General features: G+C 55.0%; 22 protein-coding genes. 4 read left to right on the forward strand and 18 right to left on the reverse strand.

Annotation, left to right across the window (positions count from 1 at the left end):
- Positions 1-11 precede the first annotated feature (11 nt).
- From MDG893_RS12220 to MDG893_RS12240, 5 genes are all read right to left on the reverse strand, one after another.
- Positions 12-1,223 (reverse strand): argininosuccinate synthase, encoded by a 1,212-nt coding sequence (locus tag MDG893_RS12220; RefSeq protein ID WP_007154095.1) that lies wholly within the window; start codon positions 1,221-1,223, stop codon positions 12-14.
- Positions 1,224-1,406: 183 nt separating this feature from the next.
- Positions 1,407-1,808, reverse strand: coding sequence for a flagellar export chaperone FliS (gene fliS, locus MDG893_RS12225; protein WP_007154096.1), 402 nt, complete (start codon positions 1,806-1,808; stop codon positions 1,407-1,409).
- A 36-nt stretch (positions 1,809-1,844) separates the two neighbouring features.
- On the reverse strand, positions 1,845-3,836 hold the full coding sequence (fliD, locus tag MDG893_RS12230) for a flagellar filament capping protein FliD (RefSeq protein WP_007154097.1): 1,992 nt from the start codon (positions 3,834-3,836) through the stop codon (positions 1,845-1,847).
- 182 nt (positions 3,837-4,018) lie between these two features.
- Positions 4,019-4,459: a flagellar protein FlaG gene (locus MDG893_RS12235; protein WP_007154098.1), complete on the reverse strand. Its 441-nt coding sequence runs from the start codon at positions 4,457-4,459 to the stop codon at positions 4,019-4,021.
- A gap of 71 nt (positions 4,460-4,530) precedes the next feature.
- Complete coding sequence (locus MDG893_RS12240) at positions 4,531-6,033, reverse strand: flagellin N-terminal helical domain-containing protein (protein WP_007154099.1); 1,503 nt, start codon at positions 6,031-6,033, stop codon at positions 4,531-4,533.
- A gap of 380 nt (positions 6,034-6,413) precedes the next feature.
- Here MDG893_RS12240 and MDG893_RS12245 point away from each other — a divergent pair, with 380 nt between their 5' ends.
- On the forward strand, positions 6,414-7,925 hold the full coding sequence (locus MDG893_RS12245; RefSeq protein WP_007154100.1) for a flagellin N-terminal helical domain-containing protein: 1,512 nt from the start codon (positions 6,414-6,416) through the stop codon (positions 7,923-7,925).
- A gap of 34 nt (positions 7,926-7,959) precedes the next feature.
- On the forward strand, positions 7,960-9,957 hold the full coding sequence (locus MDG893_RS12250) for a tetratricopeptide repeat protein (RefSeq protein ID WP_007154101.1): 1,998 nt from the start codon (positions 7,960-7,962) through the stop codon (positions 9,955-9,957).
- Here the strand turns inward: MDG893_RS12250 and sbcB are convergent.
- Both sbcB and MDG893_RS12260 read right to left on the reverse strand, forming a co-directional pair.
- Positions 9,954-11,399 (reverse strand): exodeoxyribonuclease I, encoded by a 1,446-nt coding sequence (sbcB, locus tag MDG893_RS12255; protein WP_007154102.1) that lies wholly within the window; start codon positions 11,397-11,399, stop codon positions 9,954-9,956. The two genes, MDG893_RS12250 and sbcB, sit on opposite strands and share 4 nt — an antisense overlap.
- Before the next feature lie 49 nt (positions 11,400-11,448).
- Positions 11,449-12,258, reverse strand: coding sequence for a hypothetical protein (locus MDG893_RS12260; protein WP_007154103.1), 810 nt, complete (start codon positions 12,256-12,258; stop codon positions 11,449-11,451).
- A 288-nt stretch (positions 12,259-12,546) separates the two neighbouring features.
- On the opposite strand from MDG893_RS12260, the gene MDG893_RS12265 reads away from it, so the two are divergent.
- Positions 12,547-13,575 (forward strand): response regulator, encoded by a 1,029-nt coding sequence (locus MDG893_RS12265; protein WP_007154104.1) that lies wholly within the window; start codon positions 12,547-12,549, stop codon positions 13,573-13,575.
- A 2-nt stretch (positions 13,576-13,577) separates the two neighbouring features.
- Positions 13,578-14,543 (forward strand): sensor domain-containing diguanylate cyclase, encoded by a 966-nt coding sequence (locus MDG893_RS12270; RefSeq protein ID WP_007154105.1) that lies wholly within the window; start codon positions 13,578-13,580, stop codon positions 14,541-14,543.
- Between the two features lie 49 nt (positions 14,544-14,592).
- Here the strand turns inward: MDG893_RS12270 and MDG893_RS12275 are convergent, their stop codons facing one another.
- The 11 genes from MDG893_RS12275 to MDG893_RS12325 all read right to left on the reverse strand — a co-directional run bounded on the left by MDG893_RS12275 (position 14,593) and on the right by MDG893_RS12325 (position 25,457).
- Entirely contained in the window at positions 14,593-14,961 is a 369-nt protein-coding gene (locus tag MDG893_RS12275) for a histone-like nucleoid-structuring protein, MvaT/MvaU family (protein WP_007154106.1), read from the reverse strand.
- A gap of 241 nt (positions 14,962-15,202) precedes the next feature.
- Positions 15,203-16,465, reverse strand: a complete 1,263-nt coding sequence (tviB, locus tag MDG893_RS12280; protein WP_007154107.1) for a Vi polysaccharide biosynthesis UDP-N-acetylglucosamine C-6 dehydrogenase TviB — start codon at positions 16,463-16,465, stop codon at positions 15,203-15,205.
- A 34-nt stretch (positions 16,466-16,499) separates the two neighbouring features.
- Complete coding sequence (locus MDG893_RS12285) at positions 16,500-17,897, reverse strand: MBL fold metallo-hydrolase RNA specificity domain-containing protein (RefSeq protein ID WP_007154108.1); 1,398 nt, start codon at positions 17,895-17,897, stop codon at positions 16,500-16,502.
- Between the two features lie 42 nt (positions 17,898-17,939).
- Positions 17,940-18,233, reverse strand: a complete 294-nt coding sequence (locus tag MDG893_RS12290; RefSeq protein WP_007154109.1) for a type II toxin-antitoxin system RelE family toxin — start codon at positions 18,231-18,233, stop codon at positions 17,940-17,942.
- Positions 18,223-18,471: a type II toxin-antitoxin system Phd/YefM family antitoxin gene (locus MDG893_RS12295; RefSeq protein WP_007154110.1), complete on the reverse strand. Its 249-nt coding sequence runs from the start codon at positions 18,469-18,471 to the stop codon at positions 18,223-18,225. The genes MDG893_RS12290 and MDG893_RS12295 overlap by 11 nt, the downstream gene beginning before the upstream one ends.
- 153 nt (positions 18,472-18,624) lie before the next feature.
- A complete protein-coding gene (locus MDG893_RS12300; RefSeq protein WP_007154111.1) occupies positions 18,625-20,394 on the reverse strand; it encodes an SLC13 family permease in 1,770 nt (589 codons plus the stop codon).
- Positions 20,395-20,400: 6 nt separating this feature from the next.
- Complete coding sequence (gene cysC, locus MDG893_RS12305) at positions 20,401-21,021, reverse strand: adenylyl-sulfate kinase (protein WP_007154112.1); 621 nt, start codon at positions 21,019-21,021, stop codon at positions 20,401-20,403.
- Between the two features lie 35 nt (positions 21,022-21,056).
- The gene (locus tag MDG893_RS12310) at positions 21,057-23,039 is read right to left on the reverse strand and encodes a polysaccharide biosynthesis protein (RefSeq protein WP_007154113.1); all 1,983 of its coding nucleotides are present in this window, start codon (positions 23,037-23,039) and stop codon (positions 21,057-21,059) included.
- Positions 23,036-24,211, reverse strand: a complete 1,176-nt coding sequence (locus MDG893_RS12315; protein ID WP_007154114.1) for a DegT/DnrJ/EryC1/StrS family aminotransferase — start codon at positions 24,209-24,211, stop codon at positions 23,036-23,038. The genes MDG893_RS12310 and MDG893_RS12315 overlap by 4 nt, the downstream gene beginning before the upstream one ends.
- 35 nt (positions 24,212-24,246) lie before the next feature.
- Positions 24,247-24,864, reverse strand: coding sequence for an acetyltransferase (locus MDG893_RS12320; protein ID WP_007154115.1), 618 nt, complete (start codon positions 24,862-24,864; stop codon positions 24,247-24,249).
- Positions 24,861-25,457 (reverse strand): sugar transferase, encoded by a 597-nt coding sequence (locus MDG893_RS12325; protein WP_040474567.1) that lies wholly within the window; start codon positions 25,455-25,457, stop codon positions 24,861-24,863. The genes MDG893_RS12320 and MDG893_RS12325 overlap by 4 nt, the downstream gene beginning before the upstream one ends.
- Positions 25,458-25,479 lie beyond the last annotated feature (22 nt).

A 25,479-nucleotide genomic window follows, 5' to 3' on the forward strand; every position in this document is an offset into this window, starting at 1 on the left:
AGATCCAGACTTTAAAGCGTGCGACCTTTGCCAGCGGCGATACGCAGGCGCAAGGCATTCAGCTTGATAAAGCCTTCCGCATCCTTCTGGTCATACGCGCCCTGATCTTCCTCGAAGGTCGCAATTTTCTCATCGAACAACGAATCGTTCGACTTACGACCAACCACATCCACATTGCCCTTGTAGAGCTTCAGACGCACGGTACCGTTTACATAGGTCTGAGTCTGGTCAATCAGCGCCTGCAAAGCTTCCCGCTCAGGAGACCACCAGTATCCGTTGTAAATCACCTCCGCATAACGCGGCATGATGCTGTCTTTCAGATGCGCAACTTCGCGGTCCAGGGTAATGGACTCAATGGCTCGATGGGCGCGCAGCATGATGGTGCCGCCCGGAGTTTCGTAACACCCCCGAGACTTCATGCCCACATAACGGTTCTCAACAATGTCCAGGCGCCCAATGCCGTTCTCGCCCGCAACCTTGTTCAGATGCCCAAGCACCTCGTGTGGCTTCATGGCCTGACCATCGATGGCGACAATATCGCCTTTCTCATAGGTCACTTCGATGTAGGAGGGCGTGTCAGGAGCCGCTTCCGGAGACACACTCCAGCGCCACATATCTTCCTCGGCTTCCGCCCAGGGATCCTCCAGGTTGATGCCTTCATAAGAGATATGCAGCAAGTTGGCATCCATGGAATACGGGCTCTTGCCCTTCTTCTTCTCCACCGGAATGTTGCGCTCGTCGCAGTAAGCCAACAATTTTTCGCGGGAATTCAGATCCCACTCGCGCCAGGGGGCAATTACCTTCACACCCGGCTTCAGCGCATAGGCACCTAATTCGAAACGAACCTGATCGTTGCCTTTGCCAGTGGCACCGTGGGAAATCGCGTCCGCACCGGTTTCGTTGGCAATCTCAATCAAACGACGGGAGATCAGCGGGCGTGCGATGGAGGTACCCAGCAGGTACTCTCCTTCGTAGATGGTGTTGGCGCGGAACATCGGGAACACGTAGTCACGAACGAATTCCTCGCGCAGATCCTCAATGTAGATTTCCTTTACGCCGAGCGCTTTCGCTTTCGCGCGCGCCGGTTCCACTTCCTCGCCCTGGCCGATGTCGGCAGTGAACGTCACCACCTCACATTCATAGGTATCCTGCAACCAGCGAACGATTACCGAGGTATCCAGGCCACCGGAATACGCCAGAACCACCTTTTTAATATCAGACATGCCCTTGCTCCAGACTGAACAGAATGGATGTATCAAAAAATAAGGAGCGTATTGTACGGGACAGCGGGGGGAATGGCTATTGGGGGTATACGGGCGGCCTTGTTAACGACCGCAGATGCCACCGGCAGGACACCAAGTGGCATCCTGGATATAACGCACGATTTTCAGACCAGAACGTCGTATTCAGACAGCCTGCTGCTGCTTGGAGGTGGCCTCTTCGCGAATGCCATCCCATCCATCCTTGATTGAACGCAGAAGGTCCGCCACTTCATCAAGCTTAGCAACGTCATTCTTGGCGTTCGCTTCAAAAAGGGTCCGCTCCATGTAGTCATAAAGCGATTCCAGGCGTACGGCCAGATCACCGCCCTTCTCGAAATCCAGGAAGCCACGGAGACCACCGATGATTTCAATCGCTTTGGAAATCAGCCGGCCTTTGCCCTCAAAGTCCTTTGCCTGCATTCTGGCCTTAGCCATGTTAATGCGCTCCAACGCTCCGTTGTATAGAAGCTGGATCAGCTTGTGAGGATCGGCATCGGTAATGCTGGTTTGGGCGTTTACGCGTTGGTAAGCCTGTAAACCGTTCATAAGTGACCTCTTTATTCGCTCTTCAAGCAATAAACATCAATTGTTATTGCGATTATTCTGTGGCGCCAGAGCAGCGAGCTGCTGACTCACAAAGTCCTGCGTACTGTTCAGTTGCGAGATCAGTGAATCCGCAGCTGTGAATTGACTCACCAGGCGCTCTCGATAGGCTGTAATTCTCTCTTCCAGCCGAATCTGATTTTCCTGAATTCGCTCTAAATCGCGGTTCAGGCTCTCGGTTCTGGTATCAATTGCACCATCGGCACCGACAAAGTTGGTGATCAGATCAACCGTACGTTCGCCAACACCTTCAATAAACTGTATCGAGCCTCGACTTCCAGTCTGCTCGCCCAGTATTTTCACCTGGAGCCCGGACGCCGCACCGCTGTTTTCGCCCAGAAACAGTGTTTGCCCTTCGCCTTCAGCCGTTCTTCCGTCAATGGTACCCGCAACATCGAGGCCATCCGTGCTTGTGGCGGCATCCAATCCAAACGTAGCCGCGCTTTCAGCGGACGACAAGGTGACCGAAGACTCGCTGCCATAGGTGGAAGAAGAGAAAACCAACTCATCCCCTGCTCCCAGGCTCACCTGAACGGATCCCTCTGACGCGTTCAGCGCGTTGTTGCTATTAAGCTGAGCCTGAATCTCGTCAGCCAGATCCTGAGCGCTGTTGTAAGTCTGCTGCGTAAGCTGAAGGTTAACGGAGGTGTCACCGTTAACCAGCAGTGAAAGTTCATCATTTGTTCCGTCAATCGTAACGGGAAAAGTGGCCGCAGCATTCCCGGCGAGCGTGCCTTGGGTCGCAGCCTGGGTCACGTTGATATCATAGGTTCCAGGTTCGGTGTTTACACCACTGCGAACAAACTCCACCTGGCTGTCCGTAGCCCTGCCCTGTTCGGCAAACAAGGCCGTGACATCATCCGGATTGGCCTTTAACTGCTCCATGAACTCTTCGCGGTCAAATTCTAGAGAACCAGTCTCGAAATTTGTGGTAATACCCACATCCGCCAGGCTTCGGACACTTGCATCTTCAAGACCGGGAACAACGCGGGTCAGCACTTGGCGGAGTTGATTCTGAATACCCCGAATAACGCTATCGCCCGTCAGGAGGCTTCCGCTACCGCTCTCTGCATTGAATCCTGCCAGAGCATCAATGGTTTCCTGCAGGCCATTAAATTTCTCGACAAAGCCCTGAACACGGTCTGCTACAGCTCCGAGATCCTGTTCAACCTTTACCGTGGACGTACCAGTGGCCGTCAGATCAAATGTCAAACCGTCAATGACGTTCTCAAAACTATTGGTAGAACGGGTAACCTCGACGCCATTAATACTCATCACGGCGTCCGACGCAGCGATTGTCTCATTGAGACCGGCGCCCGCATCCATTGATGCATTAAACGCAAAGCGGGAAAGCCCCTGGGCATCGGTATCCGTTCCGGCGCTGTCGCCCGATACGGAAATGCTAACGGCGTTTGCCGTACCGGTTTCGTCTGCCGATAGCACAAGTTGAAAGCCACTACCGGTATCGATTACGCCTGCTGACACCCCTGCATCGGAATCGTTGATCGCGTTTGCCAGGCCCTGCAACGTATCGTTACTGCTATCTATGACAATGTTGGTGGTTTTGTCACCGACGGAAAGCGTCATTGTTCCCTGGCCAACACTGGTCTTGTCCCGATCCGCAAATACGTCACGCGATGCAAGCGCCTGAGCACTGGCGAGACTTGTCACATCGACACTATAAGTACCACGGTTAGCCTTGGAACTATCCACAGACACAGCAATGTCTTCGTTGGACGACGTTGCAGAAAAGGCTTTGAGATTATCTGGCGCACTCAGCTGCCGCATTGGAAGACGCAGCTCTGTCACTGCGCTGCGCAACGTGCCGTAGGCAGAAATCAGCGCCTGGGTGCGTTCGGTTTTCTGCGCCAATCGCTTTTCCGTCGGTGCCCGCTCCGCTTGCACCAACTGATCGACCAGCTCGGAGGTCAGAACACCAGACCCGATACCCAACGATGATATATTTGCCATAGTATGTGCCTCCTCAGGAGGGCAATTTCCAATGCTATTCCATATATCGGCCTAAAGCGGCAAAACTTTGCCTTTTCTTCCGACCAATTTGTAACCACATGTAAGCAAAACACCGCCGGCCCCTTTCGGGTGCGGCGGTGCTGAACAACCGTTTTCAACGTCAGGCCAAGAGCGGCAAACGCCTATACCTTCGTGTTGAATAACGTCAGCGGTTCATCCTGCTGCAAGTTTTCTGCCAACCTCAACGCAACCTCATCCGGAATTTGCCGGATAACCTCCTGGGTGGACTGATCGACAACTTTGACGATCGTTTGCCCCCGCTCGTTATCCACTTCAAACTGCAAATCCCTCTGGACCGTCTGAACGAAATCGTTCAGTTGAGACACGGCATCATCCAATTTCTCTTTCTGTGCCTCACTGCGCCTTTCGAGCCTCTCAGCTTTCGAAAGTTCCTGAGCCCCGGATAACATCTCCGGACGCTCAGCAAGACCAGGTGATGAAGGTGCAGTCAGGGCGGAGGCATTCCTGCCTTCGGCCTGAGATGACGAAATTGCCCGAGCCGGAGCTTGCTCGCTGGAACGAATCAGCTTCAAATCCGGGCCATTCAGGTTAACGCCATTCATAGCTCACCTCGCTATCCTCATACAGCAGTAAACCGGGGCCCAAAGGCCCCGGCCTTGCCGTTATGCCCCTGTTACTGCAGGAGGGACAGAACCTGCTGTGGACGGGCATTCGCCTGTGCCAGTACAGAGATACCAGCTTGCTGGAGAACCTGCGCCTTGGACAGCTTAGCAGTTTCAGATGCGAAGTCTGCATCCAGAATCCGGCTGTTAGCGGCCGACAGGTTTTCGGCAGTTGTGCTCAGGTTGGCGATCGTAGACTCGAACCGGTTCTGGGCAGCACCCAGATCGGCGCGGATACCACTGATCTGCTCCAGAGCCGCATCTGCAATCTCGATTGCGCTGTTAGCGCCCGCAACAGTACCGATGTCGATAGAAGACACTGACTGGAGGTTGGAACCAACCACGGTGTCGGCTGCGACGTTCAGAATGCTACCGGCAGTCTCTGCGACAGAGGAGCTTACTGAGAATGCACCGGAAGAGGCGAATTCAACAGAGCCAGAAGCAATCGTGCTGTCAGTGCTGCCAGCGGTCAAAGTAACCGCTGATGGGTCACCGCTGCCCTGCAGCGTGGCGGTACCGGTCGCGTTACCTGAGTTGGCAAAGTCCTGCAGACGGATGTCTTTGCCATCAGCCTGGGTCAGTGTGATTTCGCCACCGTTTGCTTCAGCCGTAACACCAGTGGTGCCTGAGGTATCGTTGATCGCTTTGGCCAGCGCACCCAGGTCAGTGGTCGTTACCGCTGCGGAGATGGTCGCTGTGTCGCCACCACTGCCAAGCGTAAAGGAAACCGTACCATCGTCAGACAGACCAGCGAGGGTTGCCGTGGTGGATGCCGTAGCCGTTACACCAGTCGTGCCGGTTTCAGCGTTAACAGCAGCCGCAATCGCTTCTGCAGTATCGCCCTGGGTAATACCGATGACCTCAGAGCCTTCAGTTCCAGAAACGGTGATGTTCTGTGTAGCAATCGTATTGTTGGCAACGGTTGCCACATCAGCGGCCGCGACTGCAACAGAACCCGTGCCCTGACTGACAGTGGTATCACTTTCACCGGATACGGTGTTGTTACCAAGGTCGGCACCACGAGCGCCAGTTACAGAGACCGAGATGGTCTGGTTAGCGTTGGCACCAACCTGGAATGACTGGGCAGTGAAGCTGCCATCCAGAAGGTTGAGGCCGTTAAACTGGGTGGTACCGGCAATACGATCAAGCTCTTGCTTCAGCTGGTTTACTTCGCCCTGAAGTGCAGAGCGGTCGGAAGAAGAGTTGGTAGAGTTGGCCGACTGAACAGACAGCTCACGGATGCGCTGCAGGATGTTGGTGGTTTCTTCCAGAGCACCTTCAGCAGTCTGAGCCAGGGAAATACCGTCGTTGGCGTTACGCTGGGCAACATTCAGACCAGAGATCTGGGACTGAAAACGGGTCGAAATTGCAAGGCCAGCAGCATCGTCCTTGGCGGAGTTGATGCGCAGACCGGAAGACAGACGCTCCAGAGCTTGGTTAGAAAGCTCCTGGGATTTGTTCAGCTGGTTCTGAGCTGACAGTGACGCAACGTTAGTGTTAATACCGAGAGCCATATTGCTTCTCCTTCGACATATGTCGTTATTTCATGGAAAAGGAATGGCGCCCATTTTCAGTTTGGGAGCGCCCCCCTGTTATTGCGCTTAACGGCGCCCCCGTCCGTACCTTTAGAAAAAATTAACGGTATTTTGTAAGGGAATGTAAAAGCGGCAATAGTCTTCCTTATACCGCTAATGTGAACAATTGGACTCATACCCGAAAACCAGAAAATCCCACGAAAAAGTTATTTCAATCATATAGTTAATAATAAAACCCCGAAATTGGCACAGCCTTCGCTTATCTCCCTGCAAACGGCAATTAAATGAACTTCCGCCGGCAAGGCGTCCATTTTGATCGGGCACCGGGTTACCGGCATCTCTGAGCAGGGAGAAATGTTATGCCTCAGATCATCAACACCAATATTGCGTCGCTGAATGCACAGCGAAACCTGAATACTTCGCAGGAAGACTCCAACGTTGCCCTGCAGCGACTGTCATCCGGCCTGCGTATCAACTCCGCCAAGGACGACGCCGCCGGACTGGCCATCTCCGAGCGATTCACATCGCAGATCAAAGGTCTCAACCAGGCCATTCGAAACGCCAATGACGGTATTTCCCTGGCTCAGACCGCCGAAGGCGCCCTGGGCGAATCCGGAAACATCCTGCAGCGCATCCGGGAACTCGCCGTACAGTCCGCCAACGCTACCAACTCCGCATCTGACAGGAAGGCCCTGCAGTCTGAAGTAAACCAGCTAAAAGGTGAGCTCGAGCGCATTGCCACCACCACCGAATTCAACGGACTGAAACTTCTGGACGGCACCTTCCAGGCTCAGAAGTTCCAGGCTGGCGCCAACGAAAACCAGAGCATCGCCGTTTCCATCGAAGGTGCCCGAACCGCCGACCTAGCAAACAACACGCTCGACGCTGCCAACGCAACCCTGAACCAGGGCACCGGTTCAACAACGGCAGCGAATGCGACGTTACCCGCACAAAACACGATCGCCACGCAGAATCTCACCATTTCCAGCTCGCTGGACAGCCAGGTGGTGCCCATTACAGCAGGTGACACAGCGGAAGACATCGCCGCAGCCATCAACGACATTGGTGCCACGACGGGTGTGAACGCAACGGCAAGAACATCGGCGACCCTGAGCAACACCGCTACCACGCCAATCGCCGTGCCTCAAACCGTATCGCTCACGCTTTCCAACGGTAGCAGTTCAGCAACCATTTCCGCGCAGATCACCGATGCGAACGACCTCTCAGCAATTGCACGTGAGGTGAACGCAGCTTCCGGCAAGACCGGCATTACCGCGGAAGTCGCTAACGACGGCAGCATCACGCTGATTCAGGAGCAAGGTAAAGACATCACTATTGAAGACTTTACCGCAGCGGGCTCTCAGCAACTGGCGGTACAGGGTAGTGGCGATCCAAGTGCCATCGAACTGACAAACGGTGGTGCCAATGCCACACGTATCGCCGGGGAATTGACACTGGACTCCTCCGTTAGCTTCGCGGCGACGTCTGACGCCACCCTGGCCGCAGGCAGCGTTCTGAACAGTGCACAGAATACCGCCGCCGGCTCCACACCTGAAGAAGTGGCAGGTATTGATATAAGCACCGTTGACGGCGCAACCAGTGCACTTGCAGTTGTGGATGCGGCATTGGAAACCATCAGTGGCATTCGTGCCGATCTGGGCGCCGCGCAGAATCGACTCGAGTCGACCATTGCCAACCTGAGTACGACCTCTGAGAACCTTTCGGCCGCGCGTTCGCGAATTCGTGATGCAGACTTTGCCGCCGAATCCGCGGAACTCGCCCGCACCCAAGTGCTCCAGCAGGCTGGCTTGTCGGTATTGGCCCAGGCCAACGCAAGACCGCAGCAGGTTCTGCAGCTGCTGCAGGGTTAATCGGGTTTCATCACAGAGTTAAAGGGGTAGCCCCATGCAAGCTCAGCACAATATCCATGCCACGGACGCACAAAAAGCCCACATTGCGCGGCTACTGCTGCAGGCAAACCTGGCTTATGCCGAGTCCAACACGCCGACATCACTGGTTCAGCGTCTCAAGTCGCGGCAGGAATGCCGTGACTATCTGAACGAGGTTCTGGCGCAGGAGCCGGGCAACGCCATCGCACTTGGCATGATGGGACGCGTGGAAATGGACGATGGCGCGCTTGATAAAGCACACACTCTGTTCACCGACAGCCTGAGCCATGACCCGGCACAGCCCCAACAATTCACCAATCTGGGCTACTGGGCGATCAAGTCCGAGCGCCCGGCCCTGGCAGAGCAGTATTTTATTCAGGCCCTGGAAATGGACCGGCAATCCGCCGCCGCTTTCGGTGGAGTCGCCCATGCCAAGTGCCTGCAGGGCCAGTTCGATGTGGCCTACCTGCATTACCGAAAACTGCTGGAGATGGGCCTGGAATGGCCTTCGATCTACAGTGGTATGCTGACCTGTGCCGAGCATCTGGATGTAAACAGGGCCGATACCAAACTGGCCCGCGATGCCATTCTCCTACTACGCCATGACGGCCTGCCCCACCAGGAAATCGGCCGATTCGTAGGCGCCATCATCCGCCAGCAATACGATCTGGAAAACCCCAATGCCCAAGTGGCTCTGGACGCCGCCAGCGAGGACGAACTGCTGATCCTGGCACTGGAAAAAACCCTGATGCCGGACCCGGCCGTAGAGGAACTGATAACGCTGCTGCGCCGAGCGATCATTGCCGAAGTCGCACAGACCGTTGAACTGCGGGACGAACTCCAACCGCTGGCACTGGCACTGGCGGTCTACGCTGATCGCACCGGTTACGCACTGACCGCGGAGGACGACGAAGAACGACTGGCCTCCGCCATCAACGATAGCATTTGCGCCCAGCTTGCCATGGGTGAACAGCAGGATGGCATGATCGGTTCGCTGATCATCAGTGCCATGTACGGCGCTCTGTTCCATCAGAAGTATGCTGTACAACTTGGCCGCTGGAACCTGGTGGACTGGCCGGTTGCCATGCAGGGGATGATGGCCGCCAGCTACTACAACCGCGCCTCGGAAGAAGCTATCAAACAGAATTTCGACGAAAAATCGGCCGAGCTTTGCCTGGAGAAAACCGATGTTCCCCAGGCCTGGCCCAACTGGTCAAAACTTGCCTATCGCTCCGAAACCAGCTTGAAAACCATGATGGCGACTGAGCTCGGCATGAACACCGACCAACTGCCGGAAACGATCCGAATCATGGTGTGTGGTGCCCAGTCCGGCCAGCGCGCCATGGAACTGGCGCACTACCTGAAAGACGTGGAAGTGATCGCCGTCGACGAATCCCTAGCAAACGTTGCCAAGGCAACGCGACTCTCCGGCGAAATGGGCATCAGCAACATCGTGTTCTGGCCCTGGTCCATCGCCCAACAGTTCGTTGCCGATGACCACAAGGTTCACTGGATCGAAATCGGGCGCCTGCCATCAACGAATATGACCGACGTATCGCTCGCGGCCCTCGTGAGTTCAGCGACCGGTAACGGTGCTGTTGTCCATATGCACACTGCCGTCAACGAACAGACCGACGGCGACAAACAGATCCGCCGCCTGATCACCCAGCACGGCCTCAAACCGACACGTACGGCCCTTCGTCAGCTCCGCCGGATGGTGTTGACCAATCGTCAGGATCCGATGTGGCAATCCCTGGTTGCTGAAACCGACTTCTACGGCCTGGGTGGCTGCCGCGACCGCTGGTTTAGTGAGCAGGATTCACGGCAGTTGAAAGAGTTGATGGCGCTGGTCAGCAACGAAGTGGACTGGAAACTGGTTAAAGCCCGGGATACCGACGGCCACAGCCTTGCCACCAAGCCTGTGCAACAACAGATCCAGGCAGAGGCACTGGGAAGTGAAGTGCAGAGTTTGATGGGGCAAGGATTGTCTGTGTATTTCCAGCGCCGCCGTTAGACATAGGGGATGAGGGACTCACCGTAAAGGTGAAGTTCCTCCAGAACGTGCCGCTTTTCCGGCGTGAGCTCCGGATCGGCGGCCAGGCGTTGCAGTTCACGCCCAAACGCCTCCAGTGATCGCCAACCTTTTTTCGGACTCATCAAGCGCTGGCTGCGGAATTCCTCCCAGCGCTCCATCTCTTCACCGATCAGCGTACTGGGATAATTCCTCGCCCGATAGCGAAACAACATTTCCTGCAGTCGACCATCCTCAAACTGTACTTCCTGCTCTCCCAGTGTTTCCACCGGCTGTTGTAATAGCCAGTTGAGTTTCTCGCGGTCGGTTTTGCCAATAAAGCCGCCGGCATAAAGCTGTTCATCCGGGTCTGTCAGATCCCCTTCGTGCGGCTGATCGAAGGCCTCGGCGATTCGGGCAGGCAGATCCGGCGCTTTACGAAGCATGGTCAGGTGCTCGCGCAGTCTGTCGCCGTCCAGTTCCAGTTCTGCAAGGCGCTCTCCGGAGAGTGACTTCAGCATGGTGGCGGGGGCCAATACCGGGCACTTGTTCAGTTGCACGCCTTTGAGTGGAAAACGGCTGGTGCCCTCCCCTAACTCCGCCTGGGAAGTAAATACCCGCTCACGGATTTGCTCAGGCGTGGCGTGAATCAACTCGCTGGGGTCTTCTCGCAGGTCGTACACAATCACCAGGTTCTTGTTGGTGGGGTGATCAGCCAATGGCGCCACCATTGCGCAGCAGCCACGAGTGGCCGGGTACTTTGCGGAAATGTGGAACACTGGCTTCATACTGGCAGTATCCAGCATGGCGCGGGCGGAGTGCTTGTCCTTGTTTTGCAGCACAAACTCAAACAGCTTGGGCTGCTTCTCCTTGATCAGCTTTGCCACTGCAATCGTGGCCTCCACATCCGACATGGCATCGTGAGCAGCTTCGTGGGCGATGCCGTTGGCAACTGTGAGTTCTTCCAACCTGAAACTGGGGCTACCGTCTTCCTTCTTTGGCCATTGAATACCCTCTGGTCGCAACGCGTAGGTCAGACGCACCATGTCGATGATGTCCCAGCGGGAATTGCCGTTCTGCCACTCCCGGGCATAAGGGTCGCGAAGGTTGCGGTACAGGGTATGGCGGGACACTTCGTCATCAAAGCGCAGGCTATTGTAACCCACGGCGCAGGTGCCAGGCTGGCTGAAGGCCTCGTTGATCTGTGCGATAAACTCCGCCTCGGGAAAGCCTTCTTCCAGTGCCTTTTGCGGGGTAATGCCGGTAATCAGGCAGGCCTCTGGTGAGGGCACATAGTCGTCTGCAGGCGCACAGTAGATGATCAGCGGGTCTTCGATGATGTTCAGGTCCGCATCGGTGCGCACGCCGGCAAACTGGGACGGACGGTCGTGTATGGGGTCGACACCAAAGGTTTCGTAGTCGTGCCAGTAGAAAGAGCGGATCACCGAGAGAACTCCTGCATTGCGTGAATCGGTCGAATGCAGGGTAGTGTAATCAAAACATCCCGGTACCGCGATCCACGTAATGCGTGCGCTCCCGCTGAACACCGTTCTGCAGTGTCTGCATGTCCAGTGTCATGCTGGTGGGTAGATTCAGGAACACGCCTTCGGGCCCCTGGATAGCGCCTGGGCCTCCCAGGTCCTGCCAGTCCACGGACTCACGCTGGAACGCCAGGAACAGGTCTTCCGTAAAGCCAACAGTACCATCGCCATTGTCCACACCAATATCCATGGACAGCAGATTGGTCAACGGCACACATTGACTGCAGGTTCCGTCTTCACCCGCCAGGCCTATCTGGGTTGCCCGGTGATTGGTGGCCACTCCGGCGTCATCGAACAGCATGGCGTCCACCGGGTTGCCATCTGCATCGTTGATTTTCAGGTTCAGGTTGCCGCTGAAGCTGGCAAACTCACCAGACAGCGTGCCTCGTGCCTGGTTCAGGCCAAAGCGGAAACCGGAGAGCTGACCATCCCGCTCAGCCAGTTCGAGATAGGGTTCAATACCTTCAAAAGGAACCACCTCGTCCACGTTGTAGGTGTTGCCGTCAATCTGGACACGGGTGTCGTCGCGTACATAGTGGCCAAGCGCAAAATTCTTGATGTCGAGATCGGCGCCGGAATCATCCCCGCCCATCACCACACTGTCGGCGTTCAGCCGGGTTTCTGCGTCCACACCCAGTGTCACGCGAGTAAACCGGTGGTTAACTCCATCCACGTGGTCTACCGTCATCATTGCCTGCCCTTGCACCTGGCTCATTTCCTGCTCGGAAATGGGCTCCAACTCTGCCAGGGCAACAGGCGACATACCCAAGCAGATGGTGAGAGGGACAGCATACCAACAAGCATCCTGTCTCATAGTGTTGTGTCTCTGAATGTTGATTAGGCCTTGCCATCCGACGCCCGGCCTTGCTGCCTGCGGTTATTATTGTTGTTACCACGTTGGCAGGCGGTACTGGCTTTTATAGGAACCCTTTTTGTTACCGCAGAGACACTATATCCCAGGCAACCAGGCCAATAGAGTGAGATAGTTCACAGGGCATAGAATTCACCAAAGCCACTGCTATACTGGGGTTAAATAATAAACGGAGCCCCCATGACCATCCGCGTGCTTATCTGTGACGACTCCTCTCTAGCCCGAAAACAAATGGCTCGCGCTTTACCCAAAAACTGGAACGCGGAAGTCACCTTCGCCTTTGATGGCCGCAATGCCCTGGAAAAGCTCCGTGCTGGGGCCGGCGAATTGATGTTTCTGGACCTTAATATGCCGGAGATGGATGGCTACCAAGTGTTGGAAGCCATCCTGAAAGAGGATCTGCCGGTGTTGACCATCGTCGTTTCCGGCGACATTCAACCAGAAGCGCGGGCCCGGGTTCGTAAGCTTGGCGCCATCGAATTCATCAAAAAGCCCACGGACATCGACCTGGTTTCAAAGCTGCTTCAGGACTACGGCTTTCTGCGCCCTGAGGATCTGGTGGAAGAACACGAGCACAGTCCTGCTGCCGATACCACCAACACCGCTGCAGCTAGTGCGCCGATCAGCCTGAACGACTATCTGCGGGAAATCGCCAACGTTGCCATGGGCCGCTCATCCGACCTGCTGGCACGCCTGCTGCGGGTATTCGTCAAACAGCCCATCCCCCGGGTGGAGATGATTGCCCGCTCGGAGCTCAGCATGGCGATTTCAGCCGCGCAGGCCGACAGCAGCTACTCCGCTGTCTGCCAGGGATTTACCGGCGCCGGTATTGCGGGAGAAGCCCTTCTGTTGTTTGCCGACGCCAGCTTCAACGACATGGCCGAACTGCTCCATTACGACGACATGGACACCGAAAGCATTCAGGTAGAGGTGCTCATGGACATGTCCAGCATCCTGTTTGGCGCCTTCCTCAAAGGCATTGGCGACCAGCTGGATCTCAAGCTTGGCCTTGGTCATCCAACCGTCCTGGGTCAGCATCGACAGATCGGAGACCTGCTGGAACACCACAGTACGCGTCAGGAAAAGCTGCTGTGCATTGAAATCAGTTATGAACTGGAAGACCGGGAAATCAGTTGTGACATGCTCATACTGCTGACCGAAGATTCAGTGCCCTTCCTTGAACAACGACTACAGTACCTGGTGGATTAACCATGGCCATTAAAGAGATCGGAGCAAGCACTTTCCACTGGCTGGTGGACATGCTGGAATCGGTGGAAGTCGGCCTGGTGGTTCTGGACCTGGACTTCCGCGTGCAGGCCTGGAACGGCTTTATGGAACACCACAGCGGCATCACCGCCAGCAAGATCCGCGAGCAGGTCCTGTTTGACATGTTCCCGGACATCCCCAAAGCATGGCTGACCCGCAAGGTCGACTCAGTCGCCATGCTAAACACCCGGGCATTCACTTCCTGGGAACAGCGCCCTTACCTGTTCCGCTTTCGCAACACGCGCCCGATTACCGGCACAGAAGATTTCATGTACCAGAATCTGACCATCAGCCCCCTCTCTGGGCCAGACGGCCAGGTCGAAAAAATCTGCCTGATGGTCTACGACGTTACCGACATCGCCACCAGCAAACGAGCATTAGAAACCGCCAACGAACAACTCGCCAAGCTCAGCATGACCGACCGCCTGACCGGCCTGCTCAACCGTGGCACCTGGGAAAACCTGATCGACGCCGAATACGAACGCTACCGTCGTTATGGTCACAACACCTGCCTGATCATGTTCGACATAGACCACTTCAAAGCGGTGAACGATACCTACGGCCACCTGGCGGGTGACGAAGTCATCAAGTACACCGCCAAGGTTATGAAGGATAATCTGCGCCAGTCCGACAGCCCCGGCCGCTACGGTGGCGAGGAGTTTGGAATCATCCTGCCCGAAACCGATGCCGAAGGCGCCAGGGTGATTTGCGAGCGCATAAGGGAAGCCATACAGAACAGCACGGTTCAGACCACGGCAGCGCCGATCCAATACACCGTCAGCATTGGCATCGCGCCATTAACGGATAGGCCGGAGAATCATATGCAGTGGTTACAACAGGCGGATGAAGCGTTGTACGCCGCCAAGGAAGGGGGAAGAAACCGGGTGGTGGTATTCGGGGAGAAGTCGTAGGTCGGATTACGCAAAGCCGTAATCCGACACCACGTTAAAAACGACTCAATCAGTCCTGCTGCCAGCTCTGCACAGTTTCCTTGCCATGCTTCTGGCGCCACTCATTCAACACTTTGTGGTTCCCGCCGCGCGTCTTGACCACTTCACCGGTGTTGGGGTTCTTGTAGGTCTTCATTGGGCGCTTGGGACGGCTGCCGCTGGCTGTGTCGGCCTTGGCACCAGAAATGGACGGATCAATGGCGCCCAGAATCTGAAGAACGTCTTTGGGCGACTTGTCGTACTTCTTCATCAGGTCGCGAACCTTGTTTTCAAACTCAAGCTCGCTTTTCAGCGCCTGGTCCTGCTCCAGTTTCGCCAGTTCTTCAGAGAGCTTTTCCATAAGCTGTTTTTTCTGGTAGTAATCGTTAATCTTTGCCATGGACACAAACCCTTATTTAAATAACTACTATTGATTTGCCGATATTCGAAGGCCGCAATTAGTTCAGACAACCAAGCACGGAACCTGCGAATGGATAATTTTTGAATATGATGGTTATGACTGAAAGTCACGAGAAATAGTAATCTATAAAACGGATCATGGCAAAATAATTCATTTACGAAAAAGTAACCCATAAAAAAACCAGTCCGAAGACTGGTTTTTATTTAAGTAGCAAAAGCGCTTATAAACGCAAATTAGCCTCACCCAATGGCAATACACCTTTCAGATCGAACAAAACCCCATTGTCTTTCATATATTCGCGCAGATCATGGGACGAGCGTGCCACATATTCCCTGTGCGGAACCGCCAGAAGTACCGCATCGTAACAGGCTTTTTCTGGATTCTGGTTCAATGTAATTCCGTATTCATGCTCAGCCTCTTCATTGTCGGCCCAGCAATCCGTTACATCCACCTTGCAACCAAATTCAGACAACTCCTTCACCACATCAATAACGCGGGTATTACGTAAATCGGGGCAGTTCTCTTTAAAGGTAAAGCCCATGATCAACACCCGAGCGTTGGCAACCGTATGCCCGGCTTTGATCATCGCCTTCACCAATTCAGACGCGGCATACGGGCCCATATTGTCGTTCACGCGGCGGCCAGACAGGATAATTTCCGGATGATAGCCAATGGCCTGGGCCTTGTGGGTCAGGTAGTAGGGATCCACACCAATGCAGTGTCCGCCAACCAGCCCCGGCTTGAACGGCAGGAAATTCCACTTGGTGGAGGCTGCGGCAATCACTTCATGGGTATCGATCTTCAGCTTCGAAAAGATCATCGATAATTCATTCATCAACGCAATGTTCAAATCACGCTGGGTATTCTCAATCACCTTGGCGGCCTCGGCAACCTTAATGGAACTGGCTTTGTGAGTGCCTGCGGTAATAATACCGGCATAAAGTGCGTCCACTTCATCGGCGATTTCCGGCGTGGAGCCCGAAGTTACTTTTTTAATAGTCGTTACCCGATGCTCTTTATCGCCCGGGTTAATCCGCTCGGGGCTATAACCGGCGTGAAAGTCCTGGTTGAACACAAGGCCGGAGACTTTTTCCAGAATGGGAACACAGACCTCTTCCGTGGCGCCGGGGTAAACCGTGGACTCATAAATAACAATATCGCCGCGTTTGAGCACGCTACCTACACTCTCACTGGCTTTAACCAGAGGTGTTAAATCCGGGGATTTGAACTCATCAATCGGCGTGGGCACCGTCACAATGAAGATCTGACAATCGCGGATACCGTCCAGAGAATCCGAAAACGACAACCCTTTTGAAGCCGCCAGCTCTTCGCGGGAAACCTCACGGGTAAAATCCACGCCATCTTTCAGTTCCGCGATTCGCTTCGCGTTAATATCAAAGCCGACAATTTCGCGCTTCTCTCCGAAAGCTGCTGCCAAAGGCAGGCCGACATATCCAAGGCCGACTACGGCGATTTTTTTCATGATTCCCACAATCCTTTAATAACAAATAACAGGTTCACACCAAACCAGGGATCATTATCCCCGTTAGTCCGGCGGAATGAAATTGGCTTTTCAACGATTCTTTAGCGCCTGCATCCCCATGCACAATCCGGATTTCCGAAGGTGCCGGCTCAATCCCGGTAACAAACCGCACCAGATCCGACTGCCCCGCATGGGCCGAGTAACCGCCCACTTGGTGAACCCGGGCGCGAATATCGTAACGCTGGCCGTCAAACTCCACCCAGCCACCACGGGGCCCGTGAGTGAGAATATCCCTGCCCGGCGTGCCTTTGGCCTGATAGCCCACGAACAACACATCGTTGCGCTCACTCGCCAGCATGGCCTTGAGGTAGTTCACCACCCTGCCCCCGGCGCACATACCGGAGCCGGCCAGCACCACACAGGGGCGGTGTGATTTTGTCAGGTAATCCACGGCATTGAGGTGGTCTTCATGGCTGTCGATCAAGGTGAGCTGCTCGAACGACAGCGGGTGCCGGCCCTGGCTGACCAGTTCAGCGGCTTCAGCATCCCAGAAGGGTTTAAGGTCCCGGTAGATACGGGTAAAAGTGGCGGCCAGCGGCGAATCAACAACAATCTCAAGATCCCGCCAAGGCAAATCTGGCGCAACCTCATCGCTGCCGAACTCGTGAATCAGGCTTTCAATCTCGTACAGCAACTCCTGCGTACGCCCAATGCTAAATGCAGGTACCAATACCGTCCCGCCATCCTCAAGAGCGTGCTCCAGCACCGCCTTGAGGCGATAGCGCCGCTCTTCCCGGCTCTCGTGGTCCTTGTCGCCGTATGTGCTTTCAATCACCACCCTATCAGCACGTTCCGGCGGCTGGGGCTCAGGCAACAGTGGCGCATGGGGAGCCCCAAGATCACCACTAAACACAATCCGCTCGAACTCGCCATCGCTCTCCGCTTCGCACTCCACATAAGCCGAACCGAGAATGTGCCCGGCCCTTTGCAACCGAACGGAAAGCGACTCATCCTTGCCATCGAACACCGAATGCCATTGCTCGTAGGGCACCGGCACAAGGCGGGACCGAATCAACCCCAGCACTCTCTCAATCAGGGCCCGGTCCCGGGTGAAGCCAATCTTAAGGGCATCCTCGAGAATTTCCGGCAGCATAATCGCCGACGGCTCCGAACAGATGATCGGTCCCTCGAACCCGGCGGCCAGAAGATAGGGAATGCGACCGACGTGGTCGATGTGCACATGGGTAACCACCAGCGCACGGATATGGCTGATAGGAAAATCAATGGAAAGATCCGAAGCGTTGGCACTGCTACCCGCTTCCTCTCCCTGGAACAGGCCGCAATCAATCAGAATACCCGAGGTACCAACCACCAGCTCATGGCAGGAACCGGTTACGCCTGTCACCGCTCCGTGGTGTTTTATGTCGATCATAGTCCCTTACCGCTCTCCCTGAATGCTCTATACGCAGACACATCACTCAGTGCGACGCTTCGCCTTCCTGTATACATCTGCTCTTTCACGCTTCCCTACGGCGACAACAGTGACGGTTACCGTCTCATCCTCAACCTCATAGACGAGCCGGTACCCAACACTTCGAAGCTTAATTTTGTAACAATCAATGAATCCTGAAAGAGCATCGGAAGGAACACGAGGCGCATCAAGCCGTTCTACAAGCTTCTTCTTGAACTGCTTCTTTATAGGCTCTGCGAGCTTTTTCCATTCTTTTAGTGCGGACGTTTTGAAGGCAAGCTGGTACTTAGAGCTCACTCAGATCCACCCTGACACTCGGCTCCGAACGGCGTTCGCGCACGATCGCGGCAAGGCTCTGGTCGTCAAGACGCTCCAACATAGACTCATACACATCAGCCGGCACGCAGTAAAAAGCAGGCTTATTCCGGTTCAGCACCGCTACAGGAAAGCCATCCCCATCACGGACTGTCGCCATTGGGTTCTTTTTCAGCTCAGACACACTGGCCGTTACTTCTGAATAAATTGGGCTGGTCATAACATCACCTAAAGACCTGTTAACTGGTCTTATAGTACGAGAACCATAAGAGTGACACAAGCTTTACTATCGCAATACGCACGGATAGCAAACCTACGGGAGATACCCTCAAAAAGTTTGATCGGACCGGAGGGCCTAACCCTACCTTCCGGGTCAGAAGGCCCATACGAAGGGGATCAGGGCGATGGCGGTTGAGCCTACCAGCAGGCTGAGGGGAAAGCCCAGGCGCACATAATCCATAAACTGGTAGCGGCCAGGGCCATAGACCATCAGGTTGGTCTGGTACCCCAGCGGCGTAATGAACGACGCGGACGCGGCGAACATCACAGCCACGGCAAACGGCAGGAAATGCACTCCCAATTGTTCGGACACCGCCAACGCAATGGGAAACATAAGCACTGCTGCTGCGTTGTTGGTAATGACTTCGGTAAAGGCTGCTGTGAGGATATACACCAACGCCAGCGCCAGCCAGGGCGTCAGCGGGCCGAACAAACCCAGGAGGCTGGTGGCCACCCATTCAGCCCCGCCGGTTTCCGTCATGGCATTACCCAGTGCAAAGGAAGCCGCAATCACCACCAGCACCGGCAAGTCCACGCTGCGGCGGGCGCGGCTGGCCGTAATACAACCAGTCACAATCATTGCGCCAGCCGCAAGAAACGCCGCTTCAATAATCTGCAACAGGCCTGAGGCACTGGCCAACACCATCAACAGCAGAATGCCCAAGGCACGGGGAGCCCGATGAAAATCCGGTGGTGTGGAATCGTTCAGCGCACTGACCAACAGAAAGTCCCGGCGGAAGCGGTACTGCTCAACAAACTGGTGACTGGCTTCCAACAACAGGGTGTCGCCCATCCGGAAGGTGATGTCGCCCAGCTTGCCGGGTACTCGGTTCCCCTCACGGGAAATGGAGAGAATCGCGGCGTTAAAGCGCGTACGGAAACGGCTTTCCCGTACGGTCTTCCCCAGAGCTGTGAACTCCTGGCCCAGTACCACTTCTACCAGGCAGCGCTGGTGATTGGCCAGGTCCAGTTTCTGGATGCTGGCATGGGCAGGTTTCAGGCCCTGAATGCGCCGCAGCTCACTGGCGCATTCCGGCGCGCCCACAAAATACAGCTTATCCTCCGGTTGCAGCATCCGATCCGGCTCCACCGCCGTAATCAGCCGGCCACCCCGATCGATCTCCGTCAGGTAACCGTAATTCAGTGCGCGCAATCCAGCCTGGGCCACGGTCTTGCCCACCAACGGGCCTGCGGCATCCACTTCCACTTCTACGCCGTATTCCCGCACCTGCTCCAGCTCCTCCCGCATGCCTCCCCGGTCCGGCAGAATCCGAGAAGCCACCAGCACCAGGTAGCATCCGCCCACCACCAACAACGGCACACCTACCCAAGCCAACTCAAACAACCCCAGATTAATCCCCAGGCGCGCCTGCAGCATACCGTCCACCACCAGGTTGGTACTGGTGCCAATCAACGTGCAGGTACCGCCCAGAATAGCGGCATAGCTCAGGGGCAAGAGAAGACGTGAGGATGGAATACCCAGGCGTTGGGCCCAGTCCTGGATAGCAGGGATGAACATCGCAACAACGGCGGTATTATTCATAAAACCGCTAAGGATACCAGTCGGCGCCAGCATCCGCAGTTGCGCGCCTTTTTCGGTCTTCGGATGCCCGAGAAGTAAACGGGCAATCCACTGAACAGCGCCAGTTTCCTTCAGGCCTGCAGCCACCACATAGAGGGTCGCGATGGTAATAACACCCGGATTTGCAAACCCTGCCAACGCATCAACCGGCCCCAGGATGCCGGTAATCAACAGGAACGCCAGGGCCGCCATCAGCACCAGATCGGCCGACACCCGTGTAATCACCAACGCTGCCAGAACCGAGAACAAGGTAAGCAGTGTAACAATGGCTTCCCACGCCATAGGCGCTTACGCTCCGTTGGCTTGTGGCGACGTAAAGATCAATTGCCGGTCCAGCAGGTAGCTGATCAAGCGATTTACACAATCATCCACCGACATCTGCGACGTATCCAGGCGCACTTCCGGGCGTTCGGGCGACTCATAGGGGGAATCGATACCCGTAAAGTGTTTGATCTTGCCCGCCCGAGCCTTCTCATAGAGGCCCTTCGGGTCCCGGTCCTCACAAGTCTGAAGCGGGGTATCCATGAACACCTCAACAAACTCACCCGCCGGAAACAGGTTACGCACCAGGCGTCTGTCGCTTGTGAAGGGTGAAATGAACGCGCTGAGAACAATCACGCCTGAATCGGTAAACAGCTTGCTCACCTCGCCAATACGGCGGATGTTTTCAACCCGGTCTTCATCAGAAAACCCCAGATCCCTGTTCAGGCCGTGGCGCACGTTGTCTCCATCCAACAGAAAGGTGTGGTAACCGCGCTCAAACAAGGCAACATCCAGCGCATTGGCAATGGTGGACTTACCGGAACCACTCAGGCCGGTAAACCACAACAGGCATGGGCTCTGGTTCTTGATGGAAGCGCGGTCCGCGCGGGTGACTTTCTGGTGATGCCAGACGATATTTTCAGACATGAAACAGCAACCTTGCTCTTAAAACTTCTGTTTTCCTACACCGACAGTCGATGCACTTTATCATCCTGGCGATCCGCAGCCACCACATCGGACTGCCCATTGCACCACACCAGGTCCTCCAGGTTGCCGTTGGGCGCGTAACCCGTTTTGGCGTTCTTCAGCACGTCGATAATCGCACCACAATCGAAGGCCTGACTGGCCCGCTGCAACTGACTGAGGAAGTCTTCTACCTGCTCCCAGGGCAGGTATACTTCCCTGGCCATCATAATGCGAGGGTGTGACGTGCCCTGTGGATCGTCACCGATCAAAAGCTCTTCATACAGCTTTTCCCCCGGGCGAAGACCGCTAAAGGTCACCTCAATATCACCGACGGGATTGCTGTCCGTTTTCTCTTCCAGCCCCATGAGGTGAATCATCTTGCGGGCCAGGTCCGCAATCTTCACCGGCTCGCCCATATCCAACACAAACACCTCGCCACCCAGGCCAATACTGCCGGCCTGGAGAACCAGTTGGCTGGCTTCAGGAATGGTCATGAAGTAACGGATAATGTCCGGGTGGGTAACGGTAACCGGGCCACCATCACGAATCTGATCCCGGAACAGGGGCACCACGGAACCGGAAGAGCCGAGTACATTGCCAAACCGCACCATGGAGAACACCGTCTTGTTCTGCCGCTGCGCCAGTGCCTGCAGCACCAGCTCCGCCAGCCGCTTGCTGGCCCCCATCACGTTGGTGGGGCGAACAGCCTTATCCGTGGAAATCAGCACAAAGCGCTCAACACCAGCGGCAATAGCCGCTTCCGCCGTGTGCCAGGTGCCAAACACATTGTTCTGCACACCCTCAATCACATTGTGCTCAACCAGCGGCACATGCTTGTAAGCGGCGGCGTGATAAACCGTCTGTACACCGAACGCCCGCATGGCGGACTCACAGCGGCGGCGGTGGCTCACATTGCCAAGCAGTGGGTGTAGCTCTACCGCAAGCCCCTCAACACGATTAATGGCGCTCAGTTCCCGCTCAATGGCGTACAGGGAAAACTCGGACTGCTCAAACAGCACCAATGATCGTGGGCGATGGCGGATAATCTGGCGGCACAGTTCCGAACCAATCGAACCACCGGCACCAGTCACCATCACGGACTTTTGATACAGGCTTTTGGCAACAACAGCCGAATCCGGACGAACCGGGTCACGCCCCAGCAGGTCTTCAATCTCCAGATCCCGGATATCGTTTATCCGTGCCTGGCCGGCCACCAGTTCCGACATGGAGGGAACGGTCTGTACCGGAATGGAAAGCGGCTCCAGTTGCTTCAGCAGGTTCTTGCGGTCAATCTGTGAATGCTCATCCAGCGCCAACAATATCCGCTGTACGCGATACTTCGGCATGTGCTTGGCGATGTGATTGATGCTGACTACCGGCAAGCCATTGATCATGGATTTGTGGTTTGCCCGGTCAAACGTTACGAAGACCACCGGCCGGTACTCAGTGCCCTGCTCCAGCGCCGATGCCAGTTGCATGCCGGTTTCACCAGCACCAACGATGGCAACCGCCTCCTTGGCCATCTGTTTAGGGTGGTTCACAATCATCCGCACCCCCATACGGGTACCGCTCACAAACAGGAAAGCCAGGGCGCCATAAATGATGGGTACGGAACGGGGGACAAACACTTGCAATAGATAGCCCAGAATGATCAGGGATACACTGGAGGCAATCACTCCGTAGATGATGGTGAGGAAGGCCCGATCCCCCAGATAGCGGATAACCGCCCGATAAAGCCCGAGATGGATAAACACTGCGATGGTAAACACCACCGTAATGGCTGCAACCGTCAGTTGCTCGCGGGTAGGCAGCCAAAGGTGCTGTTCCAAGCGCAGAGCAAAAGCCGCCCAAATCGCGAAAAACAGGAAGAACGCATCTGAAAGAACAGAAACAATCCGCTTTTGGAACCTTGGAAGGTTCAGAAACGCCCTGATTAAAAAACTACCGCTTCCACGCTTGGCCGACTTGTCCGTGTTCACGCGGCTGCCTCCTCCATTACCCGTGCAAGTACCTCGCACGTAAGTTTAATTTCACTGGCAGTCAATGTTGGATGCACCAGGAACATCAGGCTAGTTTCACCTAGTTCTCTAGCTATCGGTAATCGTTTTGCCGGTGCCATACCTGCATCCTGTATCGCCCTCTCAAAATACACTTCAGAACAAGAACCGGCAAAACAGGGCACGCCCGCATCGGTAATTTTTGACAGGACTTTATCCCTGTCCCAATTTTCTTTGAGGGCCGAAGGCTCAACAAAAACATAGCATTTATAGCCTCCGTGACCTATATTTCCCGGTACATCTGGTACTCTAAGTCCGTGGCAATCTTTTGCTGTCTGCCAGATAGCTTCACAGCTTGCCCGACGGCGCTCAGTCCAGTCCGGCATGCGCTGCAACTGAATCCGGCCAATGGCTGCCTGCATCTCCGTCATCCGCCAATTGGTCCCAAAACTTTCATGCAACCAGCGAAAGCCTGGCGGGTGTTCGCGCTTATAGACCGCTTCCCAACTTTTGCCGTGGTCCTTGTAGGACCACATGCGCGACCACAGTTTCCGGTCATTAGTGGTCACCATGCCGCCCTCACCACCGGTGGTCATGATCTTGTCCTGACAAAAGGACCAGGCTGCCACCTGCCCCAGGGACCCAACTGGCTTGCCCTTGTAGGTCGCTCCATGGGCCTGGGCACAGTCCTCAATCACCGATAACCCATGGCGGCAAGCCAGTTCGTTCAGGCCATCCATGTCACAAGGCCAACCCGCAAGGTGAACTGCAATAATCGCCTTGGTGTTCCCAGTGATCAGTGGAGCAACCGTCTTAGCTGAAATGCCCTGAGAATCCGCATCCACGTCCGCGAACACGGGCCAAGCCCCTGCATTAACAATACACGTTACCGAGGCCAGGAAGGTTCGGGACGTGACAATAACTTCATCACCAGCACCAATGCCCAGCGCCTTCAAGGCAAGGTCCAAAGCGACCGTGCCATTGGCAACGGCCACAGCAAAGTCGGTTCCGGAAAACCTAGCGAATTCAAGCTCGAACTCGCGACACTCATGACCTGTCCAGTAGTTGACACGGTTGGAGAGCAATACACGGGAAACGGCATCGGCCTCTTCAAGAGTGTAGGAGGGCCAAGGAGAAAACGGTGTGTTAAGCATTAAGACGCCTTTTAATCTACAAGAACTACTGAAAACTAGAGAGGCTTGGCGGGATTACCGGCTACAACTTGGCCGGCAACTACGTTCTGGAGAACAACGCTTCCCATCCCTACGACTGCTTCATCACCAAGGGAAACCAACTGCCTTACGCAGGCATTTGCGCCAACCCAGACTAGCCGACCTAGAACAACACCACCCGCCAAGGTCGCATTGGGGCTCACGTGTATGCATGTGCCCAAACGACAGTCGTGCTCTATGACAGCACCCGTGTTGATAATCGCTCCCGAACCAACCATCGTATCTGCATTTATCACCGCATTTGCAAAAACAACGGAACCCAATTCAAGCTTCACATACGAGCTAACGGTTGCAGAGGGATGGATAACAGAGACAATATTAGCTCCCGCGGCGCTCAGATCTTGGAGTTTCCGATAACGAATGCGGTTGTCGCCAATACCCACCACAACTCCATGGTACTTTTCCAGGTTGTTTAGAAGTTCCGCAGTACTTCCAACAACAGGCCAGCGACTGTTCGAAGTCAGTTCAGGCCAAGCATCATCGAAAAAACGTATGCCATCCCAACCACTACATTCCGCTGCCTCCGCGACAACTTTTCCATGACCGCTGGCACCAAGAATTGCCAAGCATTTCATTGATCAGAGTTCCCAGTAAATTTGCTCATGGTTGCTTCACCTTCGCCGCTTATCCCTTCTCTAGCCAATACTTTCTTTACAGTGAGATAGAGAATTTTTATGTCCAACAGAAAACTCTGATTGTTTACGTACCAAACATCCAGTTCGAATCTGTATTCCCAGGAAATAGCGTTTCGACCGTTCACTTGAGCCCATCCCGTAATACCGGGACGCACTTCGTGCCGACGATACTGCTCTTTTGAATACAACGGCAAGTATTCCATCAGCAAAGGGCGTGGGCCGACCAAACTCATATCACCCTTCAACACATTCCATAGTTCTGGAAGTTCGTCGAGGCTCGTTGAGCGTAAGAACTGACCAAAAGATGTCATGCGTTCTGAATCTGGCAAGATATTGCCGTGTTCGTCTACAGCATCCTTCATTGTCCTGAACTTGACCATCTCAAAAGGTTCACCATGTAGTCCCGGCCTAGTCTGGCGAAAGAACACGGGGCAACCCATAGTCCGGCGTATTTGCAAGGCAAGCAACCCGATAACCGGCGCAAAAAACAAAAGCGCAAATGTTGCTGTGACGACATCAAACACCTTTTTCAAGAACAACCACCCTTTATTATCA

The sequence above is a fragment of the Marinobacter algicola DG893 genome (assembly GCF_000170835.1).
GTDB lineage: Bacteria > Pseudomonadota > Gammaproteobacteria > Pseudomonadales > Oleiphilaceae > Marinobacter > Marinobacter algicola.